The sequence below is a fragment of the Streptomyces sp. NPDC102514 genome (assembly GCF_055584525.1).
Window position 1 is genome coordinate 195,223 of the sequence record NZ_JBVJLW010000009.1, and the last position, 14,784, is coordinate 210,006.

The 14,784-nt window shown below is 72.2% G+C and carries 14 protein-coding genes; 5 read left to right on the plus strand and 9 right to left on the minus strand.

The annotated features are described in order from the left end of the window. The first annotated feature begins 103 nt into the window (after nucleotides 1-103). On the plus strand, nucleotides 104-838 hold the full coding sequence (locus tag ACZ60E_RS23965; protein ID WP_469442971.1) for a protein tyrosine phosphatase family protein: 735 nt from the start codon (nucleotides 104-106) through the stop codon (nucleotides 836-838). 77 nt (nucleotides 839-915) lie between these two features. Here ACZ60E_RS23965 and ACZ60E_RS23970 read toward each other — a convergent pair whose 3' ends face one another. Together ACZ60E_RS23970 and ACZ60E_RS23975 are read right to left on the minus strand one after the other, a co-directional pair. After that, nucleotides 916-1,179 (minus strand): DUF397 domain-containing protein, encoded by a 264-nt coding sequence (locus ACZ60E_RS23970; protein WP_107017598.1) that lies wholly within the window; start codon nucleotides 1,177-1,179, stop codon nucleotides 916-918. Beyond that, on the minus strand, nucleotides 1,180-2,040 hold the full coding sequence (locus tag ACZ60E_RS23975) for a helix-turn-helix domain-containing protein (RefSeq protein WP_384809651.1): 861 nt from the start codon (nucleotides 2,038-2,040) through the stop codon (nucleotides 1,180-1,182). 178 nt (nucleotides 2,041-2,218) lie between these two features. On the opposite strand from ACZ60E_RS23975, the gene ACZ60E_RS23980 reads away from it, so the two are divergent. The 3 genes from ACZ60E_RS23980 (at nucleotide 2,219) to ACZ60E_RS23990 (ending at nucleotide 5,657) form a co-directional block, all read left to right on the plus strand. After that, nucleotides 2,219-2,818 carry an ATP-binding protein gene (locus ACZ60E_RS23980; RefSeq protein WP_469442974.1) on the plus strand — a complete coding sequence of 200 codons (600 nt, stop codon included), beginning with the start codon at nucleotides 2,219-2,221 and terminating at the stop codon, nucleotides 2,816-2,818. A gap of 104 nt (nucleotides 2,819-2,922) precedes the next feature. After that, a complete protein-coding gene (locus ACZ60E_RS23985) occupies nucleotides 2,923-3,375 on the plus strand; it encodes a hypothetical protein (RefSeq protein WP_210883637.1) in 453 nt (150 codons plus the stop codon). Nucleotides 3,376-3,794: 419 nt separating this feature from the next. Continuing rightward, the gene (locus ACZ60E_RS23990; RefSeq protein ID WP_453792794.1) at nucleotides 3,795-5,657 is read left to right on the plus strand and encodes an ABC transporter ATP-binding protein; all 1,863 of its coding nucleotides are present in this window, start codon (nucleotides 3,795-3,797) and stop codon (nucleotides 5,655-5,657) included. Nucleotides 5,658-5,697: 40 nt separating this feature from the next. On the opposite strand, the gene ACZ60E_RS23995 is transcribed toward ACZ60E_RS23990, so the two are convergent. The 3 genes from ACZ60E_RS23995 to ACZ60E_RS24005 all read right to left on the minus strand — a co-directional run bounded on the left by ACZ60E_RS23995 (nucleotide 5,698) and on the right by ACZ60E_RS24005 (nucleotide 8,266). Next, nucleotides 5,698-5,868, minus strand: a complete 171-nt coding sequence (locus ACZ60E_RS23995) for a hypothetical protein (protein ID WP_189770135.1) — start codon at nucleotides 5,866-5,868, stop codon at nucleotides 5,698-5,700. 145 nt (nucleotides 5,869-6,013) lie between these two features. Further along, on the minus strand, nucleotides 6,014-6,718 hold the full coding sequence (locus ACZ60E_RS24000) for a DUF899 domain-containing protein (RefSeq protein ID WP_469442977.1): 705 nt from the start codon (nucleotides 6,716-6,718) through the stop codon (nucleotides 6,014-6,016). A 126-nt stretch (nucleotides 6,719-6,844) separates the two neighbouring features. Further along, nucleotides 6,845-8,266 (minus strand): amidohydrolase, encoded by a 1,422-nt coding sequence (locus tag ACZ60E_RS24005; RefSeq protein ID WP_469442979.1) that lies wholly within the window; start codon nucleotides 8,264-8,266, stop codon nucleotides 6,845-6,847. A gap of 170 nt (nucleotides 8,267-8,436) precedes the next feature. Between ACZ60E_RS24005 and ACZ60E_RS24010 the strand changes: the two genes are divergently transcribed. Next, nucleotides 8,437-9,393, plus strand: a complete 957-nt coding sequence (locus ACZ60E_RS24010; RefSeq protein WP_469442981.1) for an endonuclease/exonuclease/phosphatase family protein — start codon at nucleotides 8,437-8,439, stop codon at nucleotides 9,391-9,393. Between the two features lie 103 nt (nucleotides 9,394-9,496). Here ACZ60E_RS24010 and ACZ60E_RS24015 read toward each other — a convergent pair whose 3' ends face one another. The 4 genes from ACZ60E_RS24015 to ACZ60E_RS24030 form a co-directional block, all read right to left on the minus strand. After that, nucleotides 9,497-11,440 (minus strand): FUSC family protein, encoded by a 1,944-nt coding sequence (locus ACZ60E_RS24015; RefSeq protein ID WP_469442983.1) that lies wholly within the window; start codon nucleotides 11,438-11,440, stop codon nucleotides 9,497-9,499. Nucleotides 11,441-12,165: 725 nt separating this feature from the next. Further along, complete coding sequence (locus ACZ60E_RS24020; RefSeq protein ID WP_189770126.1) at nucleotides 12,166-12,897, minus strand: DUF7873 family protein; 732 nt, start codon at nucleotides 12,895-12,897, stop codon at nucleotides 12,166-12,168. Nucleotides 12,898-12,954: 57 nt separating this feature from the next. After that, the gene (locus tag ACZ60E_RS24025; protein WP_453792742.1) at nucleotides 12,955-13,389 is read right to left on the minus strand and encodes a hypothetical protein; all 435 of its coding nucleotides are present in this window, start codon (nucleotides 13,387-13,389) and stop codon (nucleotides 12,955-12,957) included. Between the two features lie 106 nt (nucleotides 13,390-13,495). Next, complete coding sequence (locus tag ACZ60E_RS24030; RefSeq protein ID WP_469442986.1) at nucleotides 13,496-14,656, minus strand: peptidoglycan recognition protein family protein; 1,161 nt, start codon at nucleotides 14,654-14,656, stop codon at nucleotides 13,496-13,498. Between the last annotated feature and the right edge of the window lie 128 nt (nucleotides 14,657-14,784).

Genomic DNA, 14,784 nt, shown 5'->3' on the forward strand with positions numbered 1-14,784 from the left:
ACTCCAGGGCACCGCCCGTTGTCGACTCCAGGGCACCGCCCGCTGCCGGTGCCCGGGGTTACGATGCCGACGCGCGCCTCGTCCCCGAGCCTCCGGGTCGCCCATGGCTGTCCTCGCACCGCCCCCGCCGCCACCCGGCCTCACGCTGCCCGGGCCCCGTTCCCGCCGCACGCCGTGCCGGACCCTGCGCAGAACCCTGCCGCGCGCGCTCGCGGCCCTCGGCCTCTGCTATCTCGCCCTCTGGGCCACCGGCGCCCTGGGCGTCCTCGCGCTGTCGTACTGGGCGCGTGAACAGACACCGCCGCCCGCTGGGACCCACCCGGTGCGGGGGATCCACCACTTCCAGCCGGTGGACGCCGCCGGCGGGCTCTGGCGCGGCGGCGCCCCCTCGCCCGAGGGCTACCGGGAGCTGGCCCGGCTCGGCTTCACCACCGTGGTCGACCTGCGCGCCGAGGACCTGTCCGCCGAGCGGCTCGCCGGACCGCGCAGGGCGGGCCTGGACGTCGTACGGCTGCCCGTGCGGGACGGACAGACCCCGACGCCGCACCAGGTCCGACGCTTTCTGGGCGTCGTCGGTGCGGCCCCGGGGCCGGTGTTCGTGCACTGCGGTGCGGGAGTGGGCCGTACGGGGACGGTGGCCGCGGCCTACCTCGTGCGGGCCGGACAGGAATCCCCGTCGGGCGCGGTCCGCCGCAACCTCGCGGTCGGACCTCCGTCCATCGAGCAGATCTACTACGCGCTGAGCCTCGGTCCGGACCGGGCCGAGCAGCCTCCGCTGCCGGTGGTGGCGGTCAGCAGGCTCGTGGACGCCCCGCGCCGCATGTGGTCCTGGTTCTGAAGCGGTTGCGACTTCCCTGCGGCGACCGTATGAAGAATCGGTTCTTCAGCAACCGGCCGGCGGATTCGTCGGCGACCTCAGGAGAGCAGGAAGTCCGCCTCCCCCGCCTTGGCACCCTGAATGAACGCGGTCATCTCGCCGGGGGTGTAGATGAGGGCCGGACCGTCCGGGTCGGCCGACTGACGCACCGCGATCCGGCCGTCGGCGAGCTTCATCGCCTCCAGGCAGTTGCCGCCGTTCCCACCGCTCCACGGCTTGTGCCAGCCCTCGCTGCCCAGTTCCCTGGCGGGCATGCCGTTGTAGATCCGCGCGAGGCGTATCCGGGACTTGATGCGATCCATTCACAGCTCCTTGCGGAGATCCAGCAGGATCTCCTTCGTGCGATGTGCCGTGGCGGCCTGAGCCGCCATGCGGTCCATGACCTCGAGGTGGGTTGCCACCTCGGTACGCGCGTCCAGGTAGACGGCGCCGGTCAAGTACTCGCTGTAGACCATGTCCGGCAGTTCGGGCATGGCAAAGCGGAAGAGCACGAACGGCCCGTACGTGCCCGCGTGCGGCCCCGAGGAGAACGGGGCGACCTGCAGCGTCACATTGGGCAGTGTCGTGGCTTCCAGCAGTCTGTCGATCTGGCCGCGCATGACCTCCGGGCCGCCGACCGGGCGGCGCAGGGCGGTCTCGTCCATCACGGCCCAGAACCGGGGCGCGCCCTCGCGCGTCAGCAGCTCCTGGCGTTGCATGCGCAGCGCCACGTGCCGCTCGATGTCCTCGGGTCTGGTCTGGCCGACGGCGCCGGAACGCATGACGCCACGCGCGTACTCCTCGGTCTGCAGCACTCCGGGCACGAAGTGGGGTTCGTACGAACGGATGAGGGCGGCGGCGCCCTCCAGGCTCACGTACATCGAGAACCAGCCCGGCAGGATGTCGTGGAACCGCTGCCACCAGCCCGGCTGGTTCGCCTCCTCGGCGAGCATGACGAACGCGTCGGCCTCGTCGTCGGAGACGCCGTACGACTTCAGCAGGAGCTGAAGGTACGGGATCTTGAGGGTTACCTCGGCCATCTCCATACGGCGGACGGTGGCGGCGGTGACACGCAGGATGCGTGCCGCCTCCTCACGCTTGAGCCCCGCGCGTTCCCGCAGGTCCAGCAGACGCCGTCCGAGGACGACCTGCCCCACCGTCGGCGCGGACCGCGGCTCGCTCACGTCCACCTCCACTTTTGTCCAGACAGCCGGGGCGGCGCCCGTTCGGGCCCCGTACGGGTACCCAACTGACGCCGCGCCACGTGCTGTTGCGAGCAGTGTGCCATGGCCATACCGCTCAGAACACTGCACTCTGCAATTTTCAGAGTGACACTTGCCAAGTGTTCACGACGGGGAGATAGTGGCAAACGTGATTCCGTCCGCGCCGTTAGGAACAGCCGCAGCCGTGAACCGAGACCGTCTTACTGCCACCGCCGGGGCACGCCCCGACACGGCGGCCGAGCGCCGGTTCCGCTTCGAGCTGGCCGCACACCCTGGCTCAGCAGCCCAGGCCCGGCACCTGACGCGGGCCCGGCTGTCGGGCTGGGCGGTCTGCGAGGACACCTGTGACACGGCAGAGCTCGTCGTCTCCGAACTGGTCACCAACGCCATCGTGCACACGGCGAGCCGCCATGTGGTGTGCGAGCTGCACGACGGCGCGGACCTGGTCCGGATAGCCGTCCGTGACGAGGGATGTGCGCCGGGTGAGCCCCACCCGTCGCCACAGCGTCCCGACGAGGAGCATGGGAGGGGACTGCTCCTCGTAGCGGCGATGTGCACTGCCTGGGGCGCCCAGGAAACCGGTCCCGGACTTCTGGTCTGGGCGGAACTGCCGCGGACGGCGAACAACGGCGTCGAGCCGCGGTCGGACCTGGGCTGGAGTGCGAGGAGCCGGCCGGCCCCTGCCGGCTCCTCGCCGACGGGGGTGCACATACCCCCGGCCGGGAATGAATGGTTCTGACCCGAATCGTCCATCCCCGGCCGCCGGATGCGGGCGTCGCGACACCGAAGAGCCAGGACCGACCGGACGGGACCGAAGACATTGGGAACACGAGCGGGGGCTGCATGGGTGTGAGGGCTACCTCGGCCGGTACGCCAAGGGTGCTGAACCTGAACACGCTGGTCCGCATCGAGCGCGGCCGGACGGCGTCGGGCCCGGGCGCTTCGCGGCCACTGGCCGTGCCGGAGGGCATGCAGGCCCCGCTGGGCTGCGACGCGGTGGCGATGCCCGCGAGACTCGGCCCGCTGCTCATGCCCCGGCTGCCGCGCGTCGGCTGTGTGTACGCCGACAGCACACACTGGTGGTGGCTCGTGCCCTCCGACTCGGACGTCGCCCTGGAGTGGCCCTCGCCCGCGCACTACGCCACGGGAGCTCTCGTTCCCGCCTCGCCCACGTTCCCCGGGCTGATCCACACGCCGGACGGCACGCTGCCGTACACCCCGCCGATCCCCCTCTACCTGGCCCTGTGCCGGGTGACCGGAACGCCGCCGGCCTGGTCCCGCCCGATCAGCGCGTGATCCGTACGGCCTGATCCTGATCCGCACGGGCTGATCCGTACGAGCCGATGTGCTCGGGGCCGGTATATCGGTCGGCCGGCCCGCGGCCGAACCGTGCGCCCGCCGCGGTCGTCCCCCGCTCATTCCTCCGACCCCCCGGTGCGTGGAAGCACGCGTTCCAGGGGATGGCACCTCACGCGGCCGCAAGCGCCGGGCGTGCTCCGGATACGCCGTGCGGGAGCGGGCACGCGCCCTGCCCGGGAGCGCCCGGCCCCGCGATAGTGGCCGTTCGCCCTCGATCGGGGAGGTCATCGGTGGGGTCTGCCGAGTCGGCGGGATCGTCGAAAAGGGTCACGCGCGACAGCGAGAAAACCGGGGCGGACGGGCCCGAGCCCTCCGAGTCCGAGCGCCTTCTGTTCGGCGGTCCGCTCCGCTACGACATGGGCTGGTCGCAGCACTCCGACGCGTTCATGGAGCTGAACTTCCGTGCCATGGTGACGCGGCTGCCCGCCCTGCTCGCGGCCAGTTTCCGGCTGGCCTGGCAGGCGGACCGCCGGGCCGCGCGGACCGTCCTGGTCGCGGAGGTGGGCCGCGGTCTGGCCCAGGCGGTGAGTCTGCTGGCGGTCAACAGCGTCCTGGGCCGGCTGATGGCGAGCGGCCCGGTCGCGGACCGGCTCCGGGACGCGGCGCCCGCGCTCGTCACGGTCGCCGTGGTGACGCTCCTCGCCGCACTGCTGCGGGGCGCCTCCACGTACGCGACCGGCCGCCTCGAACCGAAGGTGGAGCGCGTCGCGACGGAGCTGTACCTGGAGCGGGCGGCGACGGTCGAACTGTCGGCGATCGAGGACGAGGCGTTCCACAAGCTGCTGGACACCGCGCAGTACGGCGCCTCGTCCGCCCGGCGCATGATCGGGATCGCCACGCGCGTGGTGAACGCGATGATCTCGCTGATCGCGGCGGCCGGCGTCCTCACCGTGCTGCACCCGGCGCTGCTGCCCCTGCTGATGACGATGACGCTGCCGAGCGCCTGGAGCGCGCTGACCATCGCCCGGCGCCGGTACGCGTCCTGGCACGCCTGGGTCCAGCACGCCCGGGCCGGCCGGCTGATCGGCAATCTGCTCACCGAGCCCGCCGCCGCGCCGGAGATCCGCGTCCACGGTGTCGGCCCGTTCCTGCTGCGGCACTTCCGCGCGATGTCGGAGGCCGCCGAGGCCGAGCAGGCCCGGCTCGCCCGTCTGGAGGCCCGGACGGGCCTGATCGCGGCCGCCTGGACCGGCCTCGCCACCGTGGCGACGTACGCGACCCTCGGCGGGCTGCTGCTGGCCGGGGCGATGGCGCTGTCCGTGGCGGGTACGGCGGTCATCGCGATCCGTACCGGTTCCGCGAACCTCGACACGCTCGTCCTGGAGGTCAACACCCTCCACGAGGAGGCCCTGTTCGTCGGAGATCTGCAGCGCCTGTACGTGGAGGCGGCCGAGCGCACGATCCCGGTCGGCGGCGCACTCCTGCCCGAGCGGCCGCGCGAGATCCGCTTCGAGAACGTCACGTTCACCTATCCGGGCAGCGCGGCCCGGCCCGCGCTGTCGGACCTGACGCTCAGCGTGCCGCTCGGCAAGATCGTGGCACTCGTCGGTGAGAACGGTTCGGGGAAGACCACCCTGGTCAAACTGCTGTCCGGCCTGTACGCCCCACAGCGCGGCCGGATCCTGTGGGACGACGTGGACGCGGCGACCGCCGACCGGCATCAGCTCGCGGAGCGGATCGCGATGGTGGCGCAGGACTTCAAACGGTGGCCGTTCACGGCCCGGGTGAACGTCGCGATCGGCAGGGCCTCGGCGCCGCTCACCGACGAGCGGCTGGGCACGTCGGTCGCGGAGGCGGGCGCGGAGGACGTGGTGGCGGATCTGCCGCGGGGCCTCGACACACTGCTGGCCCGGATGTTCAGCGGCGGGCACGAGCTGTCGGGCGGCCAGTGGCAGCGGCTCGGTATCGCGCGGGCGGCGTACCGGCGGGGCGCGATCCTGGTCGTGGACGAGCCGACGGCGGCCCTCGACGCGCGTGCCGAACTGGAGGTCTTCGAGAAGATCCGGGCCCTGGCGGGTACCGGTCAGACGGTCATTCTCATCACGCACCGGCTGGCGTCGGTGCGCCATGCCGATCTGGTGCACGTCCTCGACCAGGGCCGTCTCGTGGAATCCGGCACTCCGGACGAGCTCCTCTCCACGGGGGGCGTCTACGCCGAGCTGTACGGACTGCAGGCGGGGCAGTTCTCGGTGCAGGTACCGGCGCCGAAAGCGGGGTGAGACCCCCGGCGGCCGACCCGGCGGCGCACGCTCGACCGGCCTACTCGACGAGTTCCCGCACGACGACCAGGAAGGTGTCCGTCGACAGGTCCATCACGACGTCCACGTGCTGCCCCTCAAGGCGGCGCGCCTGCGCGAACTCCTCCGCGGGCCAGGAACCACGCGGCCCACCGGCCGGAAAGCGCTCCAGCACCGTTCGACCGTTCAACATCCTGTACCTCCATGTAGCGCTGCTCTCGTGAGAGCCCTTGAAGAGTTAAACGCTCATCATGGGGTGAAGGTCTCGCGAAGTGACGTTACTGAGACGTAGTCGACACACGGTCACAACGGATGGGGGAACTTCCGGGCGACCGCGCTCAGTCCTCGTACTCGTCGTGATATCGGATGCGCTCGCTGCCCGCGGGCGCCCCCAGTGCCGACGCACGCCCCTCGGGCTTCTCCCACTCCTCCTGCCGGCCGAGCGCGGTGAGGTCCAGGAGACTCGTGGTGGAGCCCAGCCCGTCGAGTCCGCGCGCGTACGTCGAGTACGTGTGGAAGATCCGCTCCCGCTCCCGCAGGAAACAGCTCAGCCCCGGCCGCTCGTAGGGCTCCTGGCCGTCGTCGCCCGCGCCCCTCTCGAACGAGGCATGGAAGTCGTACGTGAAGTCGTTGTCGTACGCCGAGTACCAGGGCAGCGTCCATCCCATCCGCGCCTTGAAGGGCAGGATCCTCGTGTACGGCGCCCTGGAGATCAGCGCGAACTCGGTGCCCCGCGCCCGCAGATGCGCCAGGTGCCCGATCTGGTCGACGAACGCCGAGCAGCTGCGGCAGCCCGCGTCCCACTCCGGCGCGAACATGAAGTGGTGGACGACGAGTTGCTGCCGCCCTTCGAAGAGGTCCAGCAGCGTCGCCTTGCCGTCGCCACCCTCGAAGACGTACTCCTTGTCGATCCCGACCATGGGCAGCCGTCGCCGGTCGGCGTTGAGCGCGTCCCGGGCCCGGGTCGCGGCCTTCTCCCTGACCAGCAGTTCCTCGCGCGCGGCCTGCCATTGGTCGCGCGACACGATCCGCGGAAGCGTCATCGCTACTCCTTCGGTGCGGTGCCTTGTCAGGGGTGGACCGGAGGCAGCGCCGGAACTCATCGGTGGGCCGGACATTCTTTTCGGGAGATTCTTTTCCGGGCCCGCCGGCGGAGGCCGGGGTGCGTCTCAGGTCTCGTACTCCTGGATCCGCCTGCCGTGGGCGCGGTCGATCAGGGCGGGCATGCGTTCGTTCATCTCCCGTACCACCGACGGGACATCGAGGGTCAGGAGTTCCCGGTCCCGCATGAGGATCCGCCCGTCGACGATCGTCGTGCGTACGTCACCGGAGCGGGCGCTGTGCACGAGGGTGGCGGCGAGATCGTGCACGGGCTGGGTGTGCGGGCCGCTCAGGTCCACCAGGACGATGTCGGCCCTGCGTCCCGGTGCGAGGCTGCCGATCCGCTCGCCGAGCCCGACCGCCCGGGCGCTCTGCAGCGTCGCGTGGTGCAGCGCCTGACGGGACGTGAGCCGGCGCGGGTCGGCCTCGGTGAACTTCTGCGCCAGCGCGGTGAGCGCCATGGACTCCCATACGTCGAGGGAGTTGTTGGAGGCGGCCCCGTCCGTGGCGAGCCCCACGGGGATGCCCAGTTCGCGCAGGGCGCGTACCGGAGTGGTCGTGGGCCAGGCGAACTTGAGGTAGCCGCGGGGTGCGCTGGCCACGCCGATACGGCCGGTCGCGCGGGCGAGGACGGGGAGGTCGCGCTCCACGATGCCGGTGCCGTGAGCGAGGAGCAGATCGGTGTCGAGGAGACCGGCCCCGGCCAGGATCTCGACCGGGGTACGGCCGTGGCGGGCGAGGCTCGCGTCGGTCTGGTCGCGGTTCTCGGCGGCGTGGATGTGCACGGGCAGGCCGTGTTCGCGGGCGAGCCGGGCGGTCGCGGCGAGGTCGGCGTCGTCCACGGTGTAGGGCGCGTGCGGGGCGAGCGAGGTGGTGATCCGGCCGTCGGCGGTGTCGCGGTGCCTCAGGGCGAAGTCGAGCGACCGCTCCCGGCCCTCGGCGCCCTGGGAGGAGAAGAAGGCCTGCCCGAGGTTGGCGCGCAGACCGCTCTCGGCGGTCACGGCGGCGACGGTGTCCATCGAGAAGTAGTGGTCCGCGAAGCAGGTGACCCCGCCGCGGATCATCTCGGCGCAGGCCAGCCGCGCCCCCAACTCGATGTCCCGCTCCTGGAGGTTGGACTCGATGGGCCAGACGATGTCGTTGAACCACTCGTCGATGGGCAGGTCCTCCGCGATGCCGCGCAGGGTCACCATCGGGGTGTGCGTATGGCAGTTGACCAGGCCGGGCATCGCGACCTGGCCACGGGCGTCGAGGTGCTCGGCGCCGGCGGGGCCGGCTGAGAGGAGGTCGGCCGGGTCGCTGGTGATCGTCTCGATACGGCCGCCGCGTACGACGATGGTGGCGTCCTCGACGAAGCCGATCCGTTCGCGTTCGTCGTGGACGAGGGCGGTGCATCCGGTGATGACGAGATCGGCGGCCTCGGGTGCGCGGGCGGCCGGGGAATCCGGTGGGCCGGTCTTCGCGTCGGGCGTGGGCTCGGGCGAGGTCATCACGCCACGGTACGGCGGGATCGTGCCGCCGGGTGACGTGAACCGCGCATCCTGTCCCCGCCCTGTCCCGGGGCCGGTTTCGCGCGCACTCTGAGCCCGAGGACCGTCCCTCGGCCTCACCATTCGACGGGCGGCGCCCTTGGGGAGGCTCGTCCGGGAAGGAGCCCGGCATGCTCCTCGGCACCTGGAACCTGGAGAACCTGTACCGGCCCGGCGGGCCGTTCGGCCCGCGCACCGAGGCCGCGTACAAGGCGAAGCTCACCACGCTGGCCGGGGTCGTCAGGGAACTCGATCCCACGCTGCTCGGGGTGCAGGAGGTCGGCGACCCGGCCGCGCTGGAGGACCTGGCCGGGATGCTGGACGGCGACTGGCACATCGTGCTCTCGGCGCATCCGGACGGCCGGGGCATCCGCGTCGGCTTCCTCAGCCGGCCGGCGGCGCGGACGGTCATCGACACCAACGAGTTCCCCGCGCCGCTGCGGCCCGTCCAGGGCGACGACGACGGCGAACCGGTGCCCCGGACGGGCCGCGGGTTCCTGGCGGTGGAGGCGGTGGTTCCGGGCACGGACGTGACCCTGTCGGTGGCGGTCTGCCATCTGAAGTCGAAGCTGCTGACGTACCCGGGCGGGCGGTTCCAGCCACGGAACGAGGGCGAACGGGCCCGCTACGGCGCGTACGCCCTGTACCGGCGGGCCGCCGAGGCGACGACGCTGCGTGCCGTCGCCGACCGCCTCCTGGACGGCAGGGGCAAGGAGCGGGACGTGGCCGTGCTCGGCGACCTCAACGACGAGGTCACCGCCGCGACGACACAGATCCTGCAGGGCCCGCCCGGCTCCGAGATAGGCACCCCCGGGTTCGACCGGCCCGACCGGGGTGACGCGGTCCGGCTCTGGAACATCGCTCCCCTCATCCCGGAGAAGCAGCGTTTCTCCCGCATCCACTCCGGGCGCCCCGAACTGATCGACCACATCCTGGTCAGCCACCGGCTCCTCGACCGGGTGACCGGGGCGGGGACGGGGGCGCCGCTCCAGGAGACACCGCTGCCGTCGGTCGACGACGATCCGGGCACCCGCCGTGACACGACGGGTTCGGACCACGCGCCGGTGTGGGCACGGACAGCACCCTGAGCGGCCCGGCAGCACCTCGTAGGGGCGCGGGGCTGTGACATTCTGCGGCTGCGCCGCGTGGGCGCGACCAGCCACAACGCACCCGCAGACAACGTCTCCGGGCTCAGGCGATGCGCAGCCCGGCATCCTCCCGCCGATCCACGAGCTCGTCGAGAAGCACGGCAAGACGCTCGGTGTACCGCGGGGTGAGCCGTCCCGTGTCGTCGAGGTGCACGGCGCACGCGGTGGTGGTGTCCACGAGACGTTCGAGGGTGGCCGCGACCTCGTCGGTGCCCGCCGTGTGCCGGGCCAGGGTCGGAAGCTCGGCGGCGGAACGGTCGATCGCCGCGCGGGCCTCCGCCAGCGTCCGGTAGGCCTCGCGGCGCAGCGCCCAGCGGGTGGCCCGGTCGTCGGCACCGCCACGGTCGGCGCCCCCGCGGTCGGCGCCCCCGTCGGCGACACCGTCGACGCCGCTCAGGACATGCGTGAGATAGGCGTGCGCCGCGTCGGTGGCGGACGCCAGCCGGGCCCGTACGTTCCCGCCGCGCTGTCCCGGCGCCGGGAGATGCCCGACGACGAGCACGATCGCGCAGGCCAGCAGCGTCTCGCCGATGCGGCTCCAGGAGGCCTCCGGCTCGCCGCCGACCATGACGAGGGCGAGCACGAGGACGGTGACGACGGCCGTCTGCGCGGCGAAGTGCCGGGTGGCGACGGGGATGAGGGCCCCGCTGACCGCCACGAGCGCGACCAGCCCTTCGGGCCGGGGCAGCACGGCCGCGAAGCCCGCGAAGACGAGGGCGCCCAGGACGGTGCCGGCCGCCCGGTTCAGTACGCGCGAGACGAGCGGACCGAGATCCGGCTTCACGAGGAACACGGCGGTCGCGGGCAGCCAGTACCAGTGGACGTGGTGCAGTGCCTGCGCGACGGCGACGGCGGCGCCGTAGCAGAGGGCCACGCGCAGTCCGTACTCCCGCCCTCCGGTTCCGGTGACGGCCCGCAGGAGCGCCCCGGCACGCAGGGGCCGCAGATGCAGGCCCTTGTGGGCGGTCCGCTCGGCGCCGAGCCCGAGGGGATGACTGCCGCTCGTCCTCCGGGAGCGCGAGCCGCCGCGGTCGAAGGTCTCGGCTGCGTGCAGCAGGGCGTCGTCGAGGGCCCGCAGTCCGGGGACGGTCCGGGCGGGTGCGGGCAGCGGCCCGCAGGGCTCCCCGGTCCGCACGGCGACGGCGAGCCGCCGCGGCCCCTGGGCCGTGCGGGCGGGCAGTGCCTCTCCGGCCCAGGCCAGCGCGGTCGCGGCCTCGGCGAGCGGCAGCGCGGCGGCGTACTGCGCCCGCAGCCGCCGCTCGGCCGCGGAACTGGCGTACCTCCGCAGCCGTGGCCCCGCGAGCGCGTCCTGGGCGTGGTCGAGCGCGGCAGTCAGCGCGGCCCGCCGGCCACCGGCCTGCTCCCCGCCCACGGCGGCGAGAAGTTCGGCGATCGCGTCGTACACACCGGCGACCCCGGCGCGCTCCCCGTCGAAGCGGAAGTCGTTGGCCAGCGCCCCGGGCGTGGGCAGCGCGAGCCGCAGCACGATCAGCCAGCCGGTACCGGCGAGGAAGAACAGGGCCCGCTGCCAGCCGGGTTCGGGCAGCGGCATCCCGGCGCCGATGGCCGCGGCGACGAGCAGCTGGGTTCCGGCCCCGGACGCCACGGGCCCCACCGCGCTGACGGCCCCGGCGAGCAGCCCGAGCACCGTGAGAGTCAGGGTCAGCGGGACGGCGCCGAGGCCCTCACCGGCGTACGTGCCGACGGCGATCCCGGCGGCTCCGGCCAGCCCGGGTACGCCGATCCGGGGCACGGCGGTGCGCCGGCTCCCCGGCCGGTCGTTGATCCCGGCGAACATGGCTCCGAGAGCGGCCATGACACCGAGGGGCTCCCGCCCCACGAGAACGGCCACGACGAGCAGGGGCCCGGCGGCCAGCACCCCACGCAGCACGGCGTTCCACGGCACGGGCCCCCGCTGCGCGCGCAGCGCGTGTGTGAGCCAGGGCGGGAGGACGACGGGGAGGACGTTGAGCAACGGTCGCGGCACGGGCACGGGGCTCCTGTCGGGACGAGGGCGGTTGCGGGTGGCATGCCTTCGGGCGACGTCGGCCGGGCGGTGGGTGCGGTCCTTGCTTGCTTCTTTACGGTGGATCGGTTCTCTGCGGTGGAGCGGGCCTCTGCGGAGGGCCGGTTCTCCACGGTAGATCGCGTTCGGCGGCGAAACCGGACATGAGCGTTTCCACGGTGTGACGATTTCGGCGAAAGCCGGGTTCTTTATGAACGCAATCTCGGGCGCGAGTGCAATCTCAAGCGCGAGCACGGGCACGGGCACGAACTCGGGTACGGGCGCGAGTGCGCCGACCCGGAAAGGGGAGCGGGCCCGGGGGCGTAGCCGGCCCCCGAGCCCTGTGATGCCACCCATGCGGCACGCCGGCACGCTTGAGGACCCAGGTCAGTTTCATGTCGCCGCGTCCTGCCTTTGGACCACCGCACATCGAGCTGTGCGGGCCGGACTTGAACCGGCATTTCGACGCCCGGAGCCTGGGTCCGGTCGATCCGGCGATCGGCGGCGAATGCTGAGTCTGGAGCAATAGTCTGAGATTGAGCGCGGTCTGCCTCTGCCGATTGGGCTACCGCGGCGCGAGAGTGCCGCGGGGAGGACTTGAACCTCCACTGAAACCGCGCAGTCACGACAAGCTTCAGGTTCAGCTTGCGCTCCTCGCGCACCCCGGCCGTCGACCTTCATAGGCGATGGCCGGGGAGTTGTTGAGGCTACCCGAACAGGTAGCCGAACACGGCGTCCCCGACGCGCTCGTCGGTGACCTCGGCGCCGTTCGCCTCTTCCCGGGCGAACTTGACGGCCTGCTGCAGCTTCTCCACCCGGTCGAGCAGCTCGTTGACGCGCCGCGCGGGCAGGGCGCCGGAGAACTTCACGGTCGTCCAGTACCCGACGGGGATGTCCTCGTAGTACACCTCGACCTGGGCGGGGTGCTTGTCGGTGGCCTCTGCCTTGACGTGGTTCCGCGGGACCTTCTTCGTACGGAGGGTCCGCACCGGCTCGGTCTTCCACGCGTCGGTCGACGGGTCCTGGACCCACGACTCGGAGGCGTCGAGCACGGGGAGCTTCCGTACGAAGGTGTTGAGATCGGTGAGCTGCTTCTCAAGGAAGAGCAGGTACGACACCGGAACGTCGGCGACGAGCACCCGTCCGTCGACCTTCACGTCCGCGCGCGCCGTGCAGTTGGCCCAGTCCTTGGTGGCGGTCACGTCGAACAGCCGGGTCAGCGTGGCCGCGGTGTCCCGCAGCACGTTCTCGGCCTGCACCTGCACGCGGGTCGACTCGGGCGGCAACTGCTCGCCCTCTTCGTCCTTGGGCTGGTACGTACGCGAGATGCCGGCCAGCAGGGCGGGCTTCTGCAGCCCGTGATGCGCGGCCGTCAGGTCCTGATGCGACTTGGACTTGACGCCCTTCTCCACTGCGATGATCTGATTGAGTTTCGCCACGTCGGTGACGGTAGCAGTGCGGACGGGGCCTGATCGAAGGGTTATTCGACGAACCCGTCACGTACGGCGCCAGGACTCCCCGATCGTCTGCCCTCCGCCGAACGTGCCTCCCTGCACCACGACACCGTGGGACACCCCGCCACTGAACGTGTTGTGGACGTTGAGGGTCGTGGGGGTTGTGGACTGCGGGCTCAACTCATCAAGGATCGCTCGTAGTTCGGCCGCCGCCGCCGGATCGTCGCGGAGGGTCCGCCGCAGTCTGACGCGCCAGGACGCCTGGACGTCGGCCGCCGCCTCCTCGTCGTCGGCGTCCCGCGCCGCGACCAGCTCCGCGCGCGACTCCTCCAACTCCCCCTGGACCGCCTCCTCGTCGCGCCCCCGCGAGCAGAGGGCGACGACCCGGTCCCGTACGTTCCCCCACCCGTCGGTCACCATCTGCTGCACGAGAGCCGTGGCCCCCGCCGCCGCCAGCGCCGCCAACTCCGCGTCCATGGGGCCCCCTTCGTCGCACGTCCGGGGACCCACGGTAGCGGGAGCGGCACGGACGGCAACCCCGTACCGAGGGGGCGCGCCCGCCGGGGACGCGCCCTCCCCGGACTCAGCCGGCCGCCGCCGCCTTCCGCAAAGCCGCCAGCTCTCCGTACATCACCGCCCCCGGGCACTCAGTAGCCAGCCAGTCGCGGTGGCCGCTGATCTCGTCGACCTCCTTCTTCGCGCCGCTGATCGGGTTGGTGTACGTGACCTTCGCCTGCGGGTCGACCCCGTGGAAGCGGACCAGGGACCGGACCAGGCCGGTGAGGGCGTCGCGGGCGGCGGCGGTCGGGCCCTGCTTCACCAGGTTGCCGATCAGGGCGATGCCGAGGTTGCCCGCGTTGTAGCCGCCGGTGTGGAAGGCGGTCACGAGTTTGCCGTTCGCGTCATGGGCGGGCGTACCGCCCTCGCCCGAGTAGCGGCCTTCGTAGATCTCGCCCTTCTCGTCGACGAGGAAGTGGTAGCCGATGTCGCCCCAGTCGTTGGTGACCGCGTGCAGGTGGTACATCGCGCGCACCGTCGCGGCCGGGTTCGCGTCACCGTTGGCCGTGGCGGTGTGGTGCACCGTGAGGGTCTGGAACGGGTAGTACGTCCGCGGCGAGTTCTCCGTGCCGTCCGCCTTGAAGCGGAGCTTCTCGTCCGCGCCCCAGGCCGCGCGCGAGAGGTAGGCGACGCCGCGCAGCCGGGTGCGGTCCCGGGGCACGGCGACCTTGCGCGCCGGGCCCCGGGTGGTGTCGAGGGCCGTCGACCGCAGATCCGTCGCGCCGTCCGGGGCCTTCAGCTCGTAACCCGACGCCCGGTCCACGGGGATGAGCAGTGCGCCACCGTCGCTGTCCGAGCAGCCGTCGTCGCTCAGGGCCTGCCAGTCCCCCTTTCCTCCGTCGGCGTCGGTCAGCCGGATGCCGCCGCCGGTCGCCTCGCGGGGGCCGGTCCAGCGCACCCCCACGTAGCCGATGGGGAAGGCGGCCTCGACGGGTGCCTCGCCCGTGGCCGTCTCGGCGCGGGTCCTGGGGAACGACTCGGAGGTCGTGCCGGGTTCCGGAACGGCGGTGTCCGCGGCGGCCGCTTCCGCAGGGGCGCCGGCCAGCACGGCGGGAGTGAGCGCGGCGCCCGCCGCGACCGCGCCCGCGGCGCCGATCAGCCCGCGCCGCGTGACGCGTGACCCGGCGCGGTGGGAGCCGGGAGGAGTGGAGGAAACCGGAGTGGGGGTGGTGGGGGGAACAGTCATGGGGGTTCCTTTGGTCTTGCCCGTGGTCTTGCCCGTCGTTCCTGCCGCTGGTCTTGCCGGTCGTTCCTGCCGCGTTCGTAGGTGCAAAGACGCAAAGGATCATAGGGCGCAGACCGGGCAGATATTCG

Excerpts from the sequence above, each read along its gene's own strand:
- ACZ60E_RS23990 (WP_453792794.1), top strand. The coding sequence starts at position 3,795 with ATGGGCTGGTCGCAGCACTCCGACGCGTTCATGGAGCTGAACTTCCGT.
- ACZ60E_RS23970 (WP_107017598.1), bottom strand. The coding sequence starts at position 1,179 with ATGGATCGCATCAAGTCCCGGATACGCCTCGCGCGGATCTACAACGGC.
- ACZ60E_RS24025 (WP_453792742.1), bottom strand. The coding sequence starts at position 13,389 with ATGGACGCGGAGTTGGCGGCGCTGGCGGCGGCGGGGGCCACGGCTCTC.
- ACZ60E_RS23965 (WP_469442971.1), top strand. The coding sequence starts at position 104 with ATGGCTGTCCTCGCACCGCCCCCGCCGCCACCCGGCCTCACGCTGCCC.
- ACZ60E_RS24010 (WP_469442981.1), top strand. The coding sequence starts at position 8,437 with ATGCTCCTCGGCACCTGGAACCTGGAGAACCTGTACCGGCCCGGCGGG.
- ACZ60E_RS23985 (WP_210883637.1), top strand. The coding sequence starts at position 2,923 with ATGGGTGTGAGGGCTACCTCGGCCGGTACGCCAAGGGTGCTGAACCTG.
- ACZ60E_RS23995 (WP_189770135.1), bottom strand. The coding sequence starts at position 5,868 with ATGTTGAACGGTCGAACGGTGCTGGAGCGCTTTCCGGCCGGTGGGCCG.
- ACZ60E_RS24005 (WP_469442979.1), bottom strand. The coding sequence starts at position 8,266 with ATGACCTCGCCCGAGCCCACGCCCGACGCGAAGACCGGCCCACCGGAT.
- ACZ60E_RS24030 (WP_469442986.1), bottom strand. The coding sequence starts at position 14,656 with ATGACTGTTCCCCCCACCACCCCCACTCCGGTTTCCTCCACTCCTCCC.
- ACZ60E_RS24000 (WP_469442977.1), bottom strand. The coding sequence starts at position 6,718 with ATGACGCTTCCGCGGATCGTGTCGCGCGACCAATGGCAGGCCGCGCGC.